Here is a 15,398-nt window from a genome sequence, read left to right as displayed (position 1 = left end):
AATAATTTTAAGAAGGAAGTCATTTAGGCTTCCTTTTTTGTACATTTAATAATGGAATTAAGATTTGAACGCAGACCATTATATTTAAAAGAAACATTTTCAATTGCTTACGGGAACTATGATAAAAGAGAAGCTTTGCTCATAGAATTATCTCATCAGAATTGCAAAGGTTACGGAGAATGTGTGGCGATCGATTATTATAAGATTGATCTTCAGAGATTTGTTTTACAGTTAAAAGAAATTCAGTCTCAGATTCAAAACTGTAAAATTATTCATCCGGAAGAATTTTTTAAATATTTGTTGAATTTAAATCTGCATCCGTTTTTACTTTCCGCATTAGATTGCGCTTATTGGGATCTTTTCGGCAAACTGGAAAATAAAAGCTTTATTGAATTAAATAACCTTCCATCAGATCATTTAGTTGAAAGTTCCATCACCATTTCTGTCGGTGAAATAAATCACCAGATTGAAAAAATCGAAAAAAGTTCATGGAATAAATTCAAAGTGAAATGCAAAGGTTTAAATAAAAACAACTTTGAAAAATTATTAAAACTTAACAGACATATCGCTCTTGATTCCAATGCAAGTTTTACGGATGAAGATTGTATCTGGCTTCAGGAAAATGATGAGGTTCAGAAGTTTTCTTATCTGGAACAGCCAAGACCAATTGACAATTATAGAATTTTAGAAAAAAAATCTTTTGCAAACTGGATGGCAGATGAAGATTGTCAGAATTTGGATTCTTTAGACAAATTAATTCCCTATTATAAAAGCATCAACATCAAATTAATGAAATGTGGCGGATTAACCCCTGCTTTAGAAATGATCAGAAAAGCAAGAGCATTGAATTACAAAATTATGATTGGCTGTATGACGGAATCTACCGTGGGAATTTCCGCAGCCTGTAATTTAACAGGAATGGTAGATTATGCCGATTTGGACGGAGCGAATTTAATTTCAAATGACTATGCGACAGGAAGTTTCGTTAAAAACGGAAAAATTAGTTTATCTTCAAAACCAGGTTTAGGAATTATGATTAAATAAGTGAACGATAAATCGTCAATCCGATTTGCTTATCAGTTTTTTCACTCAGTGCTTTCATTCGCAGAGTGAAACGCCATTGCGAACGAAAAATAAACAGATTAGAAATCAAAAAACTTTGCGCTTTTTGTGTTAAAAATATAAAGAAGAACCAAAAACAAAAATAGACTTCAAAAGAAGCCTATTTTTTGTTTGCTGAAATCAGATAATCATAAACCATTTGATGCTGATCTTCCGATAATTTCGCTTTCGGAGCCATTCTGCTTAATGTTTTTATCCAGCCCTGATCGTCGTGTTTTGCAGGATCCGGCAATTTGTGGCATCTGTTGCAGGAATTTTCGAAGATGGTTTTTCCCTGTGCCAATTGTTCGGATGAGGTATATTTTGGTCCGGTTACCGCTACACTTTTTGGTCCGCACGATACAGCGACTGCTGCAGAAGCTAACGTCATACCTAAAATCAATTTTTTCATATTACTATTTTTTGTTGTGATTTATTTTTTTACAGATACGATATAATCGTACACCCACTGATGCTGCTCATCGGTCAGTTTTGCTTTCGGAGCCATAGAATTCATAATTCCAACCCACTGAACAGAAGTGTGGGAAGCCGGATCCGGTAATTTGTGACATCTTCCGCAAGAGTTTTCGAAAATTGTTTTTCCTTGTGCAATTTGTTCTGCTGTAGAAGTGGAAGCTACAGGAGCAGTTGCTGTTGAAGCTTTTGGAGTGCAGGATGCCAGTAAAACGGCAGCAAATGATGCTACAGCGATAAGTTTTTTCATGTTTTTTAACTGTTTATTCAAACAAATGTAGGAAATTACCGTTTCCATTGATGAAATTGCACATAATTTAGAAGAAATACAAATAATAGTAGTGTGAATCGTGAAATCCGTTTCACTTGTAAATTGTGAATTTTTAAAATGAGCGAAAATTCTCACTACATTTGAATGGTGATTAAAAACAATTTTATCATTACAGTTTTAGAAGCTTAATCCCGCTTTCTGCTATATCTTTTTTTGCCATTACTTTTTCCCTTACAAAAAAAGGATGTCGCGTCAATCGGGGCTAGTTGTCCAGTCATCAATTCATAGAATTTTCCTTCAAATTCCAACTGCAGGTTTTGTAAGAAAAAAGTCAATTTTCAGCATTAAAAAAATTGACAAATGAAATGAATTCACTATTGACCATTCACTCTTTAATCCTTATTTTTGAAACAATGAAATTTTCTACAGAAGAACTAATAGAAGGAATAAGATCGGGAAACAAACGCCTGATCGCAAAAGCCATAACATTAGTTGAAAGTAAAAAAGCCGAACACAGAATACAGGCAGAAGAACTCCTCAAACAGATCATGTCTTTTACCGGAAACTCAACCAGAGTAGGAGTGACGGGCGTTCCGGGAGCCGGAAAATCAACTTTCATTGAAAATTTCGGAAGACTTGCCATTGCCAATGGCAAAAAAGTGGCAGTTTTAGCCATCGATCCGAGTTCAGCCATCAATAAAGGAAGCATTTTGGGCGATAAAACCCGCATGGAAGAACTTGCCAAAGAAGAAAATGCATTTATCCGACCTTCCCCGAGTTCCGGATTTCTGGGCGGAGTGGCGAATACAACTTTCGAAACCATGATGATCTGCGAAGCAGCAGGTTACGATTATATTTTAATAGAAACCGTTGGAGTAGGACAGTCTGAAGTTTTGGTTGCCGATATTACGGATGTCTTTTTATTCTTAAAAATCATTGGCGGCGGAGACGAACTTCAGGGCATCAAACGCGGAATCATGGAAATGGTGGATGTTATTTTCATCAATAAAGTCGATCAGGACAACCTTCAGAAAGCCAAAAATACAAGACTGGAACTGAAAAGAGCCCTAGATTTTATTCCACCAAAAGAAAAAGACTGGAAAGTTCCTGTTTTACTGGGGTCTGCTTTAAGCAATGAAGGTCTGAATGATGTTTTTGAAAAAATTAATGATTTTATTAATCTTAAAAAGAAAACCAACCGTTTCGAAGAGGTAAGAATCCAACAGGCAGAAAAACGTTTTGAATATTGGGTTCAGGAATATATTCTTTCTGTGATGAAAAAAAATAATTCCGTGGAAGAAGCATATCTTCTGCACAAAAAAAATGCTTCAGCCATGATTTCAAATCCAAGTACCGAAGCAAAACTATTTGTAGATAAATTTTTGTTTAAAGAATAATTTTAATTTTTGAATATCCGTTAAACAACCTATTACTTTCTACTGATATGAAAGTTAATTATTTATAACAGGCACTTCGACAAGCTCAGTGTGACACCTCTAATACTAAACGCTTGATTTCTAGCGATGTCAAGCTGAGCCTGTTGAAGCTTTAGGTTAATAAACGGACAATCAAATTTCAATTAAAGCTTTTCTTTCTCCTCTTCATTTTTCGTAATATATCCGTCATAAGAAATCGGTTGTCTGTCGTTGCTTCTGATGGAAGTAAAAGCCTTTCCGTTTTTGAAAACCTCCATATTGATTTCATCAACGGAACTTTGGTCATGCACTTTAATTTTCACGATCCATTTTCCCTTTTTTCCCTGAGACTTTGTCACCGTAAAATCTTTTGAAGTAAATCTGTAACTGTTTTGGGTCGTATTTCCGTAAGTAGGATTAAAAACTCTTCCGAAATAAGGCAATACAACCTCAAGCTTATCTTTTCTCAGATCAATAGAATAATTGCTTCCCGAAAGATCAAGAATTCTCGACGCTGTAGCGTTGGGAAGAGAACCCATCACATTAATAACGTCGTAATTGGTGGGCGTGGCTCTTTCTGCATGAAACGAGAAGTCTTCGGAATTCACAAGTGCTGTTACAGCGGAAGGATCCGTAGCGGTTTGAGAAGAGCAGTTTTGGAAGATCATCAGAAATCCAAAAACAAATATAATCGAAATATACTTTTTCATAATACTAAAATAATTGTTAAATTTATATAGCAAATTATATGCAAATATATTGTTTAAAATTATTTTGGAACAAAAATTGTAAAGGTTGAACTTATACACTCGCACTATGAAAATAAAACACATTTTTGGAATAGGAGCTTTGGCTCTGTCGGTTGCTGCCTGTACAACGAACCCGATTACGGGAAGATCTTCGCTGCAGCTTGCAAATAACTCGGAAATTATGACCATGTCTGCTCAGGAATACAAAACAACATTAGGAAAATCTAAAGTGATTTCCGGAACTGCAGATGCGAAAAGAGTGGTAAGCGTAGGTTCCAGAATAAAATCTGCTGCCGAAAGATATTATCAGCAAATCGGGCGTTCTGCGGATCTTGCGAACTACAATTGGGAGTTTAATCTTCTTCAGAGCAACGAACTTAATGCATGGTGTATGCCGGGCGGAAAAGTTGCTGTTTATACAGGAATTTTACCGGTTACAAAAAATGAAAATGGTTTAGCTGTAGTAATGGGACATGAAGTTTCTCACGCATTGGCAGGACACGGAAACGAAAGAATTTCTCAGGCTATGATCGCACAATATGGCGGACAGATTCTGGGAGGATCTATTTCCAATTCTCAGTGGGCAAGTGTTTTCCAGCAGGTTTACCCAATTGGATCTCAGGTTGCTTTATTGAAATACGGAAGAAATCAGGAGTCTGAAGCAGATCAGATGGGATTATATCTAATGGGAATGGCAGGTTACGATCCAAGAGAAGCAATCCCTTTCTGGAACAGAATGGAAGCTGCATCTACCGGAGCAAGACAGCCGGAATTCCTTTCCACACACCCGAATCCTGAAACAAGAATATCAGATATTAATAAAAACTTGCCTAAAGCTTTAGAATATTATAAGGCTGCAGGAGGAAGAATGTAATCATAAAGAATTTTAATCTTGAGTAAAAGCCTTGTTGAATTTTAATAGATTTGATGGGGCTTTTTAATTAAACACTTAAACACAGCACTATGAAAAATTTAACCATTATCGGGCTTGTTCTTTTAGCCTTATCTATTCTGCTGTTTTATCTAACGTCTAATAATTTTACCATTAACGATCTTCAGATGTCTCACATTATGGGAATCTTAGGAGGGATTGGAATCGGTTTAATTATCGGCGGAATGGTAGGATATGTAAGTAAAGGAAGTGCCATAAAAGCCGAGCAGAAAAGAAAAGAATTTAAGCAGTTGCAGAAAGATAAGGAAGATCTTGAACAGCAGGCTGCAGAAATTGCAAGACGTGAAGCAGAACTTCGCAGTCGTGAAAATCAAAATCCTCAAATCTAATGATTTGAGGATTTTTTTATCAGTTGTTATTTTCGACAGTTAAAATTTATATCCTACACCTACCATAAATAAGTTAGGTCTGTTATCGTATCTGATTTCCTGACCGGAAACTTTATTAATAAAGTTTCTGGAATCTTTACTGAAAGCTCCTTCATATTTGGCATTGACAAGAAACTTTTTAATTTCAAGCTGTGCCCCGAATTGATAGCCTACTGTAAAATTGTCTTTTGCATTTTCCTGAAAATCGTTAAAAGTATCTTCTTTGCTTAAATTATAACTTGCAACAGGACCTACATACACCCCTAAAAAGTCACCTAAAACTTTATGTCCGATTAATACAGGTAAGTCCAGACGGTTGTTTTTAATATCGAAAGTGGTATTGGATGCAGGATCTGTAAAATCACTTTTAAAAGTCGTATAATACAATTCCGGCATTAGAAAGAACGATGCAGGAAGATTCGCTTTTAAAGAAAGACCAATATTGAAGCCTACATTATTTTTACCTTCTCCTTCAATTGCCTGGTTTACTGTTCCTTTAATGTTTTTCCATGAAGGAGATCCCGTAGGAAAAATTAAATTTGCTTTTCCTGCAAGGGAAATTTGTGCAGAAGCAAACATAGAAAAACCTATTAATGCGATACTAAGTGCCTTTTTCATTATCTTCTATTTTTGTAATGGTATTATCAATAGTTTTATTATTCTCAAGCAGATATTCTCTCAGTTCTTTAAATAACTCTGATGAATAAACGAAATCAATAAGGTTTTTATTGCCCGCCGTAATCAGGACGTCTTTATTTCCTTCCCATTCTTTAATTCCCAGTCTCAGATAGACAATTTTTTCCCCAATCGTCATTACCGAATTCATATCGTGGGTATTGATAATTGTTGTTGTGTTATATTCTTTGGTAATTTCAAGCAAAAGATCATCGATGACGTTCGATGTATAAGGATCCAGTCCGGAGTTCGGCTCATCACAGAAAAGATATTTCGGATTGTTGACTATAGCTCTTGCAATTGCCACACGTTTCTGCATCCCTCCGGAAATTTCAGATGGAAATTTTCGGTTGGCTTTATCCAGATGCACTCTTCCGATAACATCAAAAACCCTTTTTTTCTTTTCTCTGAAAGTTAAATTCGTGAACATATCTAGCGGAAACATAATATTTTCTTCCACCGTTAATGAGTCGAATAAAGCACTTCCCTGAAATACAGTTCCGATTTCTGAACGAAGATGCTGCTTTTCTTCTCTGGTCATCGTATTGATGTCCCTTCCGTCGAATAAAATTTCTCCCGATGTCGGCTGATACACATTCAGTAAACTTTTCAGAAATACCGTTTTTCCAGAACCACTCTGTCCGATAATTAAATTTACTTTTCCTTTATCAAACGTAGTTGAAATCCCTTTCAGTACTTCTACCTGATCAAAACTCTTTTTAAGATCTTTTACCTCAATCATCAGCTTAAAATTAATTGGGTTAATAATAATTCCGAAAGGATAATAAACACCATCGTCCAGACTACCGCCTGCGTACTTGCTCTACCTACTTCCAATGATCCTCCTTTTACATTATATCCGAAATAAGACGGAACCGTTGCAATGATGAAGGCGAAAACAATGGTTTTGGTAAATGCATAATAAATGAAAAGATTAGGCATATACATTTGGATACCCACCACATAATCATTGGTTGTCCAGTTTCCTGTTAAAATCCCGGCAACATATCCACCTCCGATACCAAAAACAATACTGATGGCAATAAGCAAAGGATTGAATATAACGCAGGCAATAATTTTAGGGAAAATCAGGAAGTTGGGAGAGTTTACCCCCATAATGTCCAAAGCGTCGATCTGCTCGGAAACCCTCATTGTTCCAATACTTGATGCAATATAAGAACCTACTTTTCCTGCAAGGATAAGACTGATAATTGTTGGGGAAAATTCCAGTACCAGAACTGCTTTCGTAGCATATCCTACGAAAGAAGGAGGAATCGGAAACGAAGAAGCATCGAAATTGTTGAACATCTGTATTGCAACAACAGCTCCCACGAATATTGAAGTAAAAATCACCAATCCAAAAGAGTTGACGCCCAGATCGTTGATTTCTCTCATGAACAGCTTCCAGAAAACCCTCATTTTCTGAGGCTTCTGAATAGATTTACCAAGAAGAAGAATGTATTCTCCGACTGCTGTAAAAAACTTTTTTAACATTCTGCTAAATTAGACTTTTTTTATTGAATTAAATTAAACTTAAGACCAAGACTGAAGCTCCGTTTTAATATTAAATTTAGTATATCATAATGTAGACCAAAAAATGTTATTTTGCATTTTTATCTCCGCCTACCACCAATAAAATCGTTTTTAAAATAATGACAAGATCCAGAACAAAACTCCAGTTTCTTACATAGAACGCATCTGCCAAAACCCTTTTGTTCATTTCCACTTCCACATCTCCGGCATCGCCGCGAAGTCCGTTTACCTGTGCAAGACCTGTTATTCCGGGACTTACAAGGCTCCTTAAACTGTATCTTCCGATTTTAGGTTTGTAATAATCGTCTACAGCCAACATATGCGGTCGCGGTCCTACAATGGACATTTCACCTTTCAAAACATTCAGAAACTGTGGCATTTCATCAAGACTGGTTTTTCGTAAAAACTTCCCGATTTTGGTAATTCTGGAATCATTTTCCGAAGTGGTTTTAGTAGAAGATTCTTCATTTACAATCATTGTTCTGAATTTAATGCATCTGAAAACTTCTTCGTGGAAACCATATCTTTCCTGAATGAAAAAAACCGGACCTTTGGAAGATGAACGGATTAATATTGCAATGATCGGAAAAAGCCAAGAACAGATTCCCACTAAAACAATTACTGAAAAAATAACATCGAAAGTTCTTTTCAGTAGGAAATTAGAATGATAATCTAAAGGATATTTTGCCTGATTGAGGACAGGCTGTGTCTGAATATACCCAATATCATACAGAAAAAAATTATTCTGAACAATACTCGGAATCAGGGAAATATGCACTTTGTTGGCTTCTGCTAATCTGAAAATCTCTCTTTCCTGTTTTTCGTTGTATATATTTTCGGTCGGAATAAATAAGGTATGAATTCCGTTTGTCTTCCAGAAATCAATCAGTTCCTCAGCATTGATTTCTGCATTTTGATAGTCGAAAATTTTATACCCGTAATCTCTTCTCTCCTTTAAAATATTCTTTAAAACTTCTGTAGAGCTGTTTTCGCTCAGGAACATGACATTCCTGTGGTTGATTCCGAGACTTCTGAAGTATTTAATTCCAAAATAGATTAAAGATTTCGCAAGGAAAATAAAGAAGAACAGGTAAAACGAAAGCCAGTAAATATCCGAATTGAAAAATACATTATAACTGACTTTTCCGATGAGTAAAACGCCGAGAATAAACAGCAAAAAATGAATTAAAAGCCTTTCTAAAAATAAGGTATAAGTAAGGTTTCTCGGAATATTATAAATCTTTGTTCTGCCGCTGAGAAGCATCCAGAACAGAAATAATAAAGCCAGAGAAAATAAATTCTGATACCATGTTTCCTGATTGTATTTTAAGCTTTCATTTCTGCTCAGGAAAAAGAATATAAAAATAGATGCAATAACCATAAGGTCAAGCAAAACGATGATCGATTTCAGGTATCTGGAGTATCGAATTCTCTGCATCTATAGGCAATTACGGATACGAAAGGCTAAGTTACATATTTTTTATGGGATATTCAGGTACTTATGGGTCTGAACTGAAGCTCTCCACTCCGGATTTTCTAAAATAAAGTCAGTAATCTTAGGATACATTTCATCTCTTTTGCTCCATTCGCTCTGAAGATACAAAGTACAGTTTTCCGAAACTTTTGCGGCCTGTTCCTCTGCAAATTTAAAATCATTGTTATTGAAAACGATCACTTTAAGCTCATGCGCTTTGGTATAAATTTCTTCTTTCGGAAGGCCTGTTTTCTTTGGCGAAAGCGTAATCCAGTCGATTTGTCCGCTCATCGGATAAGCTCCCGAAGTTTCGATATGAATAGAACAGCCTAATTCTTTTAACTTTCCGGTTAAAATATCAAGATTCCACATTAAAGGTTCACCGCCCGTCAAAACAATCGTTTTACAGTGTTTAGCTGCGTTTTCGGCAATCTCTTCTGCATTCATTAACGGGTGCAGATTAGGATCCCAGCTTTCTTTTACATCACACCAATGGCATCCGACATCGCAACCGCCTAATCTGATGAAATAGGCTGCTTTTCCGGTGTGCGCTCCTTCTCCCTGAAGAGTGTAAAAATGCTCCATTACAGGGAGCATTTTACCTTCTTTTAATAATATTTCTTCTGTTAAATTCATTTTAAATTAGTCGTTATAGACCGAAGTTTTATAAGCAATGATGGTGTTTTTCATCAGCATCGCTCTTGTCATAGGTCCTACTCCTCCCGGAACCGGCGTGATCCAGCTTGCTTTTGCTGCACAGCTATCGAAATCTACATCACCTGCCAAATAGTATCCTTTCGGAGAATCGTCGTCTACTCTTGTAATACCAACGTCCACAATTACAGCTCCGTCTTTAATCATTTCACCTTTTAAGAAATGAGGATCGCCTAAAGCGGTAATTACGATGTCTGCTTTTTTAGTATATTCTTCGATGTCTTTAGTGTAAGAGTGCGTTAACGTTACCGTAGAATTTCCCGGGAAATCTTTTCTTCCCATTAAAATACTCATAGGTCTTCCTACAATTTTACTTCTTCCGATGATGACACAGTCTTTACCTTTTGTTTCAATATTGTATCTTTCCAGTAAGGTTAAAATTCCAAACGGTGTTGCCGGTAAAAACGTATCCATTTCCAATGCCATTTTCCCGAAATTTTCAGGGTGGAAACCGTCAACATCTTTTCTCGGATCAATTGCGTTGATGATTTTTTCCTGATCAATCTGCTTTGGTAAAGGCAACTGAACGATAAATCCGTCTACTGCTTTCGACTTATTTAATTCATCGATCTTTTCCAATAATTCTGATTCTGAAACCGTGCTTGGAAATTTAATTAAGCTCGACTGAAATCCAACCTCTTCACAATCTTTCACCTTTGCATTTACGTAAGCCTTACTCGCCCCGTTGTTTCCTACAAGAATCGCTACCAAATGCGGCGCTCTTCTCTTGTTGGCAAGAATTTTTTCTACTTCAGCTTTGATTTCCTGTTTTATTTCTTTGGATACTTTTAATCCGTCAAGAATTTGTGCCATTTTTACTTTATTACTTTTTATTAGATTTTTTATGGATATTTTTCCGGATTTTGGTGGGTGCAGAAAACGGAGAGAATATTTACGATTTTTTCTTTTTCATCTACATCAAATAAAACTAAATAAGGCAGTTTCTTTAAAGGAATTGCTCTTACATCTTTATATTTTACTGCGAAAAAAGGATTTATTTGCAAAGATTTATAAGCGTCCAATAATTTTTTCTTAAAACTCTTAGCTGCAGATTGAGATTGCATTTTATAATATTTAATGGCGTCATCAATATTATTGTTTGCAATTGGAGAAACCAAAATTTTAAATGCCATACTTTTCGGAAATTCTCTTTAACGATTCGAATGCATCTACCGATTGTGATCTGTCTTGCTTTAAGGCTTCATCAATTACCCTTTTCATTTCATCCGTCAGCTCAAAATCATCCTCATTTTTTTCAAAGCTGATTTTCATCTTTTTCAAAAGATTTTCCATTAAAGTTTCTTCTTCTTTATTTTTAAGATGGATGGTAATGGTACTCATATCTTTGTATTTTTTATCAAAATTAACGAAAATCAGCAATAATTTATTTGTTTGCTTTATAATAATTAATCAATCCGTTGGTTGAAGAATCATGAGCACTAACTGTTTCATTGCTTTCAAGTTCTGGTAAAATTTTATTCGCTAAAACTTTTCCTAATTCCACACCGAACTGGTCAAAACTGAAAATATTCCAAATCACACCCTGAACGAAAATTTTATGCTCATATAACGCAATTAACTGTCCTAATGAAAAAGGAGTTAATTCGTTGAATAATATTGAGTTAGTTGGTGTGTTTCCGTGGAAGACTTTATAGTTTAACAAGAAATCAATTTCCTCATCAGATTTTCCTGAATTTCTTAATTCTTCCTCAACTTCTTCTTCCGTTTTTCCGAAGGCAAGTGCTTCAGTCTGAGCGAAAAAGTTAGCCAACAATTTATCCTGATGGTCAGAAACTTTATTCGGACTTTTCGCATACGCAATAAAATCCGCGGGAATCAATTCTGTTCCTTGGTGAATCAACTGATAGAAAGCGTGCTGTCCGTTTGTTCCCGGCTCTCCCCAAATGATCGGTCCTGTCTCATATTCTACAAATTCCCCGTTTCTGTCCACACATTTTCCGTTACTTTCCATATCACCCTGCTGGAAATAAGCAGGAAAACGGTCTAAATATTGCGAGTATGGAAGGATTGCATGAGTGGTTGCTGCATAGAAGTTTCTGTACCATATTCCGATCAGCCCCATTAAAACAGGAATATTTTCTCCAAAATCTGCCGTCTGGAAATGTTGGTCTGTATCGTAAGCTCCTCTTAATAATTGTTCAAAATTTTCATAACCCACTGCAAGAACGATACTTAAGCCGATTGCACTCCAAAGCGAATATCTTCCACCAACCCAATCCCAGAACTCGAATATGTTTTCCTCTGCAATTCCGAAGTCTTTAACTGCCTGTACGTTAGTAGATAAAGCGACAAAATGTTTTGCCACATCTTCCTGTTTTCCCGCTTTTAAGAACCAGTCTTTGGCTGAATTGGCATTCGTCATTGTTTCCTGAGTGGTAAATGTCTTGGAAGCAATGATAAATAAAGTGGTTTCAGGATTTAAAGTTTTCACAGTTTCCGCCAGATGATTTCCGTCTACATTGGAAACAAAATGAACGTTTAACCTTGTTTTAAAATGCTTCAAAGCTGAAACGACCATCACAGGACCCAAGTCTGAACCTCCGATTCCGATGTTTACCACATCTGTAATTTCTTTTCCGGTAAAACCTTTGTGATCTCCCGAAATAATGCTTTCGGAAAAAGATTTCATATGATCCAGTACTCTTTTGATCTGAGGCTTGATATTTTCGCCGTCAACCAGAATTTCTTTATCTGAAAAATCCCTCAAAGCAGTGTGCAAAACTGCTCTTCCTTCCGTTTCGTTAATTTTATCTCCCGAAAACATTTTGGAAATCGCATCTTTCAATTCGCATTCTTCTGCAAGATTTAAAAGTAGATTTTTTGTTTTGGAATCGATTAAATTTTTAGAATAATCAAACAAAAAATTAGGTCTTTTGATTGAAAATTCATTGAAACGATTCGGATTATACTGGAAAAGGCTTCTTAAATCGAAATCATTATTCGCAAATTGTTCGTCAAGTGCTTTCCAGCTATTGGTTTGAGTAGGATTTATTTTTGATAGCATATCTTTAGAAATTAAGGTTTTGTGACTTCGGATTCAGGATTGTTGAATTCCAAATCCTCATGTAAAATTATTGATTTGCAAATTTACGGAATTTTAGTTCAATCGTATTAATGGATGATTAAAAATCAAATGTATGTTGAGTAACAAATGAATTTTTTAAAATTTAAAATGCTTATTTTTAGGCATAATATTTCATGACATCATGCTGAACAGAAGAAATTTTATTAAAAAGTCATCTTTGGGAGTAGGATTTTTTGCTTTGCCTGTTTCTGCAAGGTTTTTGTTTGCAAACGATTACGTCTCTAAAAGACCGCCCTTGAGCGAAAGAAAATTTACTTCAGAAGCTGTTGAGAAAACCATTAAGACCATCAAAAAATCAATTGCTGATGAAGAATTGGCTTGGATGTTTGAAAACTGTTTTCCGAATACTTTAGATACCACGGTAAAATTTTACCAGAAAAACAATAAACCTTACACGTATGTGATCACAGGAGATATTGATGCGATGTGGCTTCGGGATTCTTCCGCGCAGGTTTATCCGTATTTAAGTCTTGCCAATGAAGATGAAAAACTGAAAAATCTTCTGAAAGGCGTCATTAATAAGCAGGTTGAATGCGTTCTTCTTGATCCTTATGCGAACGCGTTTTTTGATAATTCAAGCAAAATAAGCGAATGGAAGGACGATTCAACGCAAATGAAACCCGGAATTCATGAAAGAAAATGGGAGATCGATTCACTTTGCTATGTCATGAGATTATCTTACAATTATTGGAAAATAACAGGAGATTCTTCCGTTTTTGATTCCGACTGGAAAAAAGCGATGCTTTTAATTTTGCAGACTTTTAAAGAACAGCAGCGAAAAGATTCAAAAGGACCATATAAATTTCAGCGATCTAACGGAAATCCTCTGGACACACAATTTGCCGGAGGTTATGGAAATCCTACAAAGAAAGTGGGACTGATTCATTCGATGTTCAGACCTTCTGATGATGCGACTTTTTATCCGTTTTTAATTTCTTCCAATATGTTTGCGGTGGTTTCTTTGAGGGAGACTGCGGAAATTTTTTCAGAATTTTTTAATGATGAAAATACCGCCGCTCAGTTTAAAAATTTAGCTAAAGAAGTGGATGAAGCCATTCAGAAATATGCAGTTTTAAATCATCCGGAAGCTGGGAAAATTTATGCTTTGGAAATCGATGGTTTCGGAAATGCTTTATTTATGGATGATGCCAATGTCCCGAATTTATTATCCATTCCGTATTTAGGTTACAGATCCAAAGAAGACGAAATCTATGAAAATACCCGAAAATTTTCTCTGAGCAAGGCGAATCCGTGGTTCAGCGAAGGTAAATTTGCAAAAGGAATTGGCGGACCGCACATCGGAGAGCATAAAATCTGGCCTTTGGGTTTGATTATGCAGGCTTTGACAACGGATGATAACGAAGAAATTGTTTCCTGCTTAAAAATGCTGAAAGCCACTCATGCCGGAACCGGATTTATCCACGAATCTTTTGATGTAGATAATCCGAAAGATTTTACAAGATCATGGTTTGCGTGGGCAAATACATTATTCGGAGAATTAATTCTTCATCTCTATAAAACAAAACCGGAAATCCTGAAAAGAAAGTTTTAAACATAAAAAACCTCCGGATTTACCGAAGGTTTATTGTAAAATTTAAAATATATATAGATAACCGAAGTTAGAATTACTCAATTTCTGTGGTAGGCTGTTTTTTAGCAGGTTTTCTTTTTCTTACAAAATAAACAACTGCAATTCCTATTAATACAATTGGCCAGACTGTAATGAGTCCTACTACAATTTTCTGGATCAGATAATATCCTTCCACGAAAGCTGATTTTGCGCTGTACAGAAAATCAAATTTGTACTTATCGTCTATGCTTTGTGTGTTGGTAACAGCAATTTCTGCGACTCTTATTTTGGGTTCTTTAATGTAAATATCAACAGTGCTGTATTTCAACATATCGGTCATATTTATGCTTTCCAGTTGCTGGCTGTTTCCTTCTTTCATATTTTCATCGCTCATGGTTACTTTGTCTTTATTTACCTTCATCTGAGCAATATTGTTGGTTGTTTTTTTGTTTCGCTGAGCTTCCAGAGCAGAATATTTAATATTTGCCGTTACATCTTCCGCATTAATCGATCTTGCATTCAGGAACAGTTTTTTATTGTTAATTAAAGTGAGCAGTTCGCCCAATTTTTCTGTAGGAACTCTTACCTGCATGGCATTTTCGGACTGATATTTTTTTATCAGCATTGCCTGTTCATCCGATGTATTGTAGGTTTCCTCAGAAACCACATTGCTTTTCAGGTCGCTGTGCGTTACGAAGCCTCCCAATTCCTGAACGGATTTTTCAATGGATATGGTCGCGTCATAGACATCTTTTACTTCCATATTCACGTCTGCGGTTTTAATGAACTGCTTGTCTTTTACTTTCATGGTTGCCACAGAAGAAACACTGTCCGAAGATATTGCTATTGCCGAATCAGCAGATGCATATTTTTCAAGATTTTCGGAAGAAACTTCTCCTTTTTTGCATGAATAAATTCCCAGTAAAAGTGCTGTTGCGATGCTTAGTCTGATGTACTTCGTTTTCATAGATATAGATTTTTAATGTTTTGCTTATC

At 35.8% G+C, this 15,398-nt stretch carries 18 protein-coding genes; 5 read left to right on the top strand and 13 right to left on the bottom strand.

Annotated features, from left to right (window positions below; genetic code table 11):
* Positions 1-51: 51 nt before the first annotated feature.
* Positions 52-1,044 (top strand): enolase C-terminal domain-like protein, encoded by a 993-nt coding sequence (locus H6W53_RS14850; RefSeq protein ID WP_185207889.1) that lies wholly within the window; start codon positions 52-54, stop codon positions 1,042-1,044.
* Between the two features lie 178 nt (positions 1,045-1,222).
* Here H6W53_RS14850 and H6W53_RS14845 read toward each other — a convergent pair whose 3' ends face one another.
* Both H6W53_RS14845 and H6W53_RS14840 read right to left on the bottom strand, forming a co-directional pair.
* Positions 1,223-1,513, bottom strand: coding sequence for a cytochrome C (locus H6W53_RS14845; protein WP_087708196.1), 291 nt, complete (start codon positions 1,511-1,513; stop codon positions 1,223-1,225).
* Between the two features lie 21 nt (positions 1,514-1,534).
* Complete coding sequence (locus tag H6W53_RS14840) at positions 1,535-1,825, bottom strand: c-type cytochrome (RefSeq protein WP_116096806.1); 291 nt, start codon at positions 1,823-1,825, stop codon at positions 1,535-1,537.
* A gap of 386 nt (positions 1,826-2,211) precedes the next feature.
* On the opposite strand from H6W53_RS14840, the gene meaB reads away from it, so the two are divergent.
* A complete protein-coding gene (gene meaB / locus H6W53_RS14835) occupies positions 2,212-3,243 on the top strand; it encodes a methylmalonyl Co-A mutase-associated GTPase MeaB (RefSeq protein ID WP_410500769.1) in 1,032 nt (343 codons plus the stop codon).
* Between the two features lie 182 nt (positions 3,244-3,425).
* On the opposite strand, the gene H6W53_RS14830 is transcribed toward meaB, so the two are convergent.
* A complete protein-coding gene (locus tag H6W53_RS14830) occupies positions 3,426-3,971 on the bottom strand; it encodes a DUF4251 domain-containing protein (RefSeq protein ID WP_185207888.1) in 546 nt (181 codons plus the stop codon).
* 106 nt (positions 3,972-4,077) lie between these two features.
* Here H6W53_RS14830 and H6W53_RS14825 point away from each other — a divergent pair, with 106 nt between their 5' ends.
* Positions 4,078-4,884, top strand: coding sequence for a M48 family metallopeptidase (locus tag H6W53_RS14825; RefSeq protein ID WP_087708200.1), 807 nt, complete (start codon positions 4,078-4,080; stop codon positions 4,882-4,884).
* Positions 4,885-4,973: 89 nt separating this feature from the next.
* Entirely contained in the window at positions 4,974-5,291 is a 318-nt protein-coding gene (locus H6W53_RS14820; RefSeq protein WP_076393815.1) for a hypothetical protein, read from the top strand.
* Positions 5,292-5,330: 39 nt separating this feature from the next.
* Here the strand turns inward: H6W53_RS14820 and H6W53_RS14815 are convergent, their stop codons facing one another.
* From H6W53_RS14815 to pgi, 9 genes are all read right to left on the bottom strand, one after another.
* Positions 5,331-5,948, bottom strand: coding sequence for an outer membrane beta-barrel protein (locus H6W53_RS14815; RefSeq protein ID WP_076393814.1), 618 nt, complete (start codon positions 5,946-5,948; stop codon positions 5,331-5,333).
* Positions 5,932-6,747, bottom strand: a complete 816-nt coding sequence (locus H6W53_RS14810) for an ABC transporter ATP-binding protein (RefSeq protein WP_185207887.1) — start codon at positions 6,745-6,747, stop codon at positions 5,932-5,934. The genes H6W53_RS14815 and H6W53_RS14810 overlap by 17 nt, the downstream gene beginning before the upstream one ends.
* Entirely contained in the window at positions 6,747-7,499 is a 753-nt protein-coding gene (locus H6W53_RS14805; RefSeq protein WP_087708206.1) for an MlaE family ABC transporter permease, read from the bottom strand. The genes H6W53_RS14810 and H6W53_RS14805 overlap by 1 nt, the downstream gene beginning before the upstream one ends.
* A 106-nt stretch (positions 7,500-7,605) precedes the next feature.
* On the bottom strand, positions 7,606-8,976 hold the full coding sequence (locus H6W53_RS14800) for an exopolysaccharide biosynthesis polyprenyl glycosylphosphotransferase (protein ID WP_185207886.1): 1,371 nt from the start codon (positions 8,974-8,976) through the stop codon (positions 7,606-7,608).
* 42 nt (positions 8,977-9,018) lie between these two features.
* On the bottom strand, positions 9,019-9,648 hold the full coding sequence (locus H6W53_RS14795; RefSeq protein WP_185207885.1) for a 7-carboxy-7-deazaguanine synthase QueE: 630 nt from the start codon (positions 9,646-9,648) through the stop codon (positions 9,019-9,021).
* 6 nt (positions 9,649-9,654) lie between these two features.
* Positions 9,655-10,539 carry a bifunctional 5,10-methylenetetrahydrofolate dehydrogenase/5,10-methenyltetrahydrofolate cyclohydrolase gene (locus H6W53_RS14790; RefSeq protein WP_087708212.1) on the bottom strand — a complete coding sequence of 295 codons (885 nt, stop codon included), beginning with the start codon at positions 10,537-10,539 and terminating at the stop codon, positions 9,655-9,657.
* A gap of 29 nt (positions 10,540-10,568) precedes the next feature.
* Positions 10,569-10,859: a type II toxin-antitoxin system RelE/ParE family toxin gene (locus H6W53_RS14785; protein WP_116096680.1), complete on the bottom strand. Its 291-nt coding sequence runs from the start codon at positions 10,857-10,859 to the stop codon at positions 10,569-10,571.
* Positions 10,849-11,067, bottom strand: a complete 219-nt coding sequence (locus tag H6W53_RS14780) for a hypothetical protein (RefSeq protein WP_087708215.1) — start codon at positions 11,065-11,067, stop codon at positions 10,849-10,851. The genes H6W53_RS14785 and H6W53_RS14780 overlap by 11 nt, the downstream gene beginning before the upstream one ends.
* A gap of 43 nt (positions 11,068-11,110) precedes the next feature.
* Entirely contained in the window at positions 11,111-12,751 is a 1,641-nt protein-coding gene (pgi, locus tag H6W53_RS14775; RefSeq protein ID WP_185207883.1) for a glucose-6-phosphate isomerase, read from the bottom strand.
* A 202-nt stretch (positions 12,752-12,953) separates the two neighbouring features.
* Between pgi and H6W53_RS14770 the strand changes: the two genes are divergently transcribed.
* Positions 12,954-14,384, top strand: a complete 1,431-nt coding sequence (locus tag H6W53_RS14770; RefSeq protein ID WP_185207881.1) for a glycoside hydrolase family 125 protein — start codon at positions 12,954-12,956, stop codon at positions 14,382-14,384.
* 73 nt (positions 14,385-14,457) lie between these two features.
* Here the strand turns inward: H6W53_RS14770 and H6W53_RS14765 are convergent, their stop codons facing one another.
* Positions 14,458-15,369, bottom strand: coding sequence for a DUF4349 domain-containing protein (locus H6W53_RS14765; RefSeq protein WP_185207879.1), 912 nt, complete (start codon positions 15,367-15,369; stop codon positions 14,458-14,460).
* Between the last annotated feature and the right edge of the window lie 29 nt (positions 15,370-15,398).

The sequence above is a fragment of the Chryseobacterium sp. C3 genome (genome assembly GCF_014218905.1).
Taxonomy (GTDB): domain Bacteria; phylum Bacteroidota; class Bacteroidia; order Flavobacteriales; family Weeksellaceae; genus Chryseobacterium; species Chryseobacterium mucoviscidosis.
Note: the sequence above shows the minus strand (reverse complement) of the source record. Positions and strands in the feature narration are given on the sequence as shown.

Coding starts and splice junctions, on each gene's coding strand:
- H6W53_RS14815 (WP_076393814.1), bottom strand. CDS start 5,948: ATGAAAAAGGCACTTAGTATCGCATTAATAGGTTTTTCTATGTTTGCT.
- H6W53_RS14785 (WP_116096680.1), bottom strand. CDS start 10,859: ATGGCATTTAAAATTTTGGTTTCTCCAATTGCAAACAATAATATTGAT.
- H6W53_RS14780 (WP_087708215.1), bottom strand. CDS start 11,067: ATGAGTACCATTACCATCCATCTTAAAAATAAAGAAGAAGAAACTTTA.
- pgi (WP_185207883.1), bottom strand. CDS start 12,751: ATGCTATCAAAAATAAATCCTACTCAAACCAATAGCTGGAAAGCACTT.
- H6W53_RS14805 (WP_087708206.1), bottom strand. CDS start 7,499: ATGTTAAAAAAGTTTTTTACAGCAGTCGGAGAATACATTCTTCTTCTT.
- H6W53_RS14845 (WP_087708196.1), bottom strand. CDS start 1,513: ATGAAAAAATTGATTTTAGGTATGACGTTAGCTTCTGCAGCAGTCGCT.
- H6W53_RS14810 (WP_185207887.1), bottom strand. CDS start 6,747: ATGATTGAGGTAAAAGATCTTAAAAAGAGTTTTGATCAGGTAGAAGTA.
- H6W53_RS14770 (WP_185207881.1), top strand. CDS start 12,954: ATGCTGAACAGAAGAAATTTTATTAAAAAGTCATCTTTGGGAGTAGGA.
- H6W53_RS14765 (WP_185207879.1), bottom strand. CDS start 15,369: ATGAAAACGAAGTACATCAGACTAAGCATCGCAACAGCACTTTTACTG.
- meaB (WP_410500769.1), top strand. CDS start 2,212: ATGAATTCACTATTGACCATTCACTCTTTAATCCTTATTTTTGAAACA.
- H6W53_RS14820 (WP_076393815.1), top strand. CDS start 4,974: ATGAAAAATTTAACCATTATCGGGCTTGTTCTTTTAGCCTTATCTATT.
- H6W53_RS14830 (WP_185207888.1), bottom strand. CDS start 3,971: ATGAAAAAGTATATTTCGATTATATTTGTTTTTGGATTTCTGATGATC.
- H6W53_RS14840 (WP_116096806.1), bottom strand. CDS start 1,825: ATGAAAAAACTTATCGCTGTAGCATCATTTGCTGCCGTTTTACTGGCA.
- H6W53_RS14790 (WP_087708212.1), bottom strand. CDS start 10,539: ATGGCACAAATTCTTGACGGATTAAAAGTATCCAAAGAAATAAAACAG.
- H6W53_RS14800 (WP_185207886.1), bottom strand. CDS start 8,976: ATGCAGAGAATTCGATACTCCAGATACCTGAAATCGATCATCGTTTTG.
- H6W53_RS14850 (WP_185207889.1), top strand. CDS start 52: ATGGAATTAAGATTTGAACGCAGACCATTATATTTAAAAGAAACATTT.
- H6W53_RS14825 (WP_087708200.1), top strand. CDS start 4,078: ATGAAAATAAAACACATTTTTGGAATAGGAGCTTTGGCTCTGTCGGTT.
- H6W53_RS14795 (WP_185207885.1), bottom strand. CDS start 9,648: ATGAATTTAACAGAAGAAATATTATTAAAAGAAGGTAAAATGCTCCCT.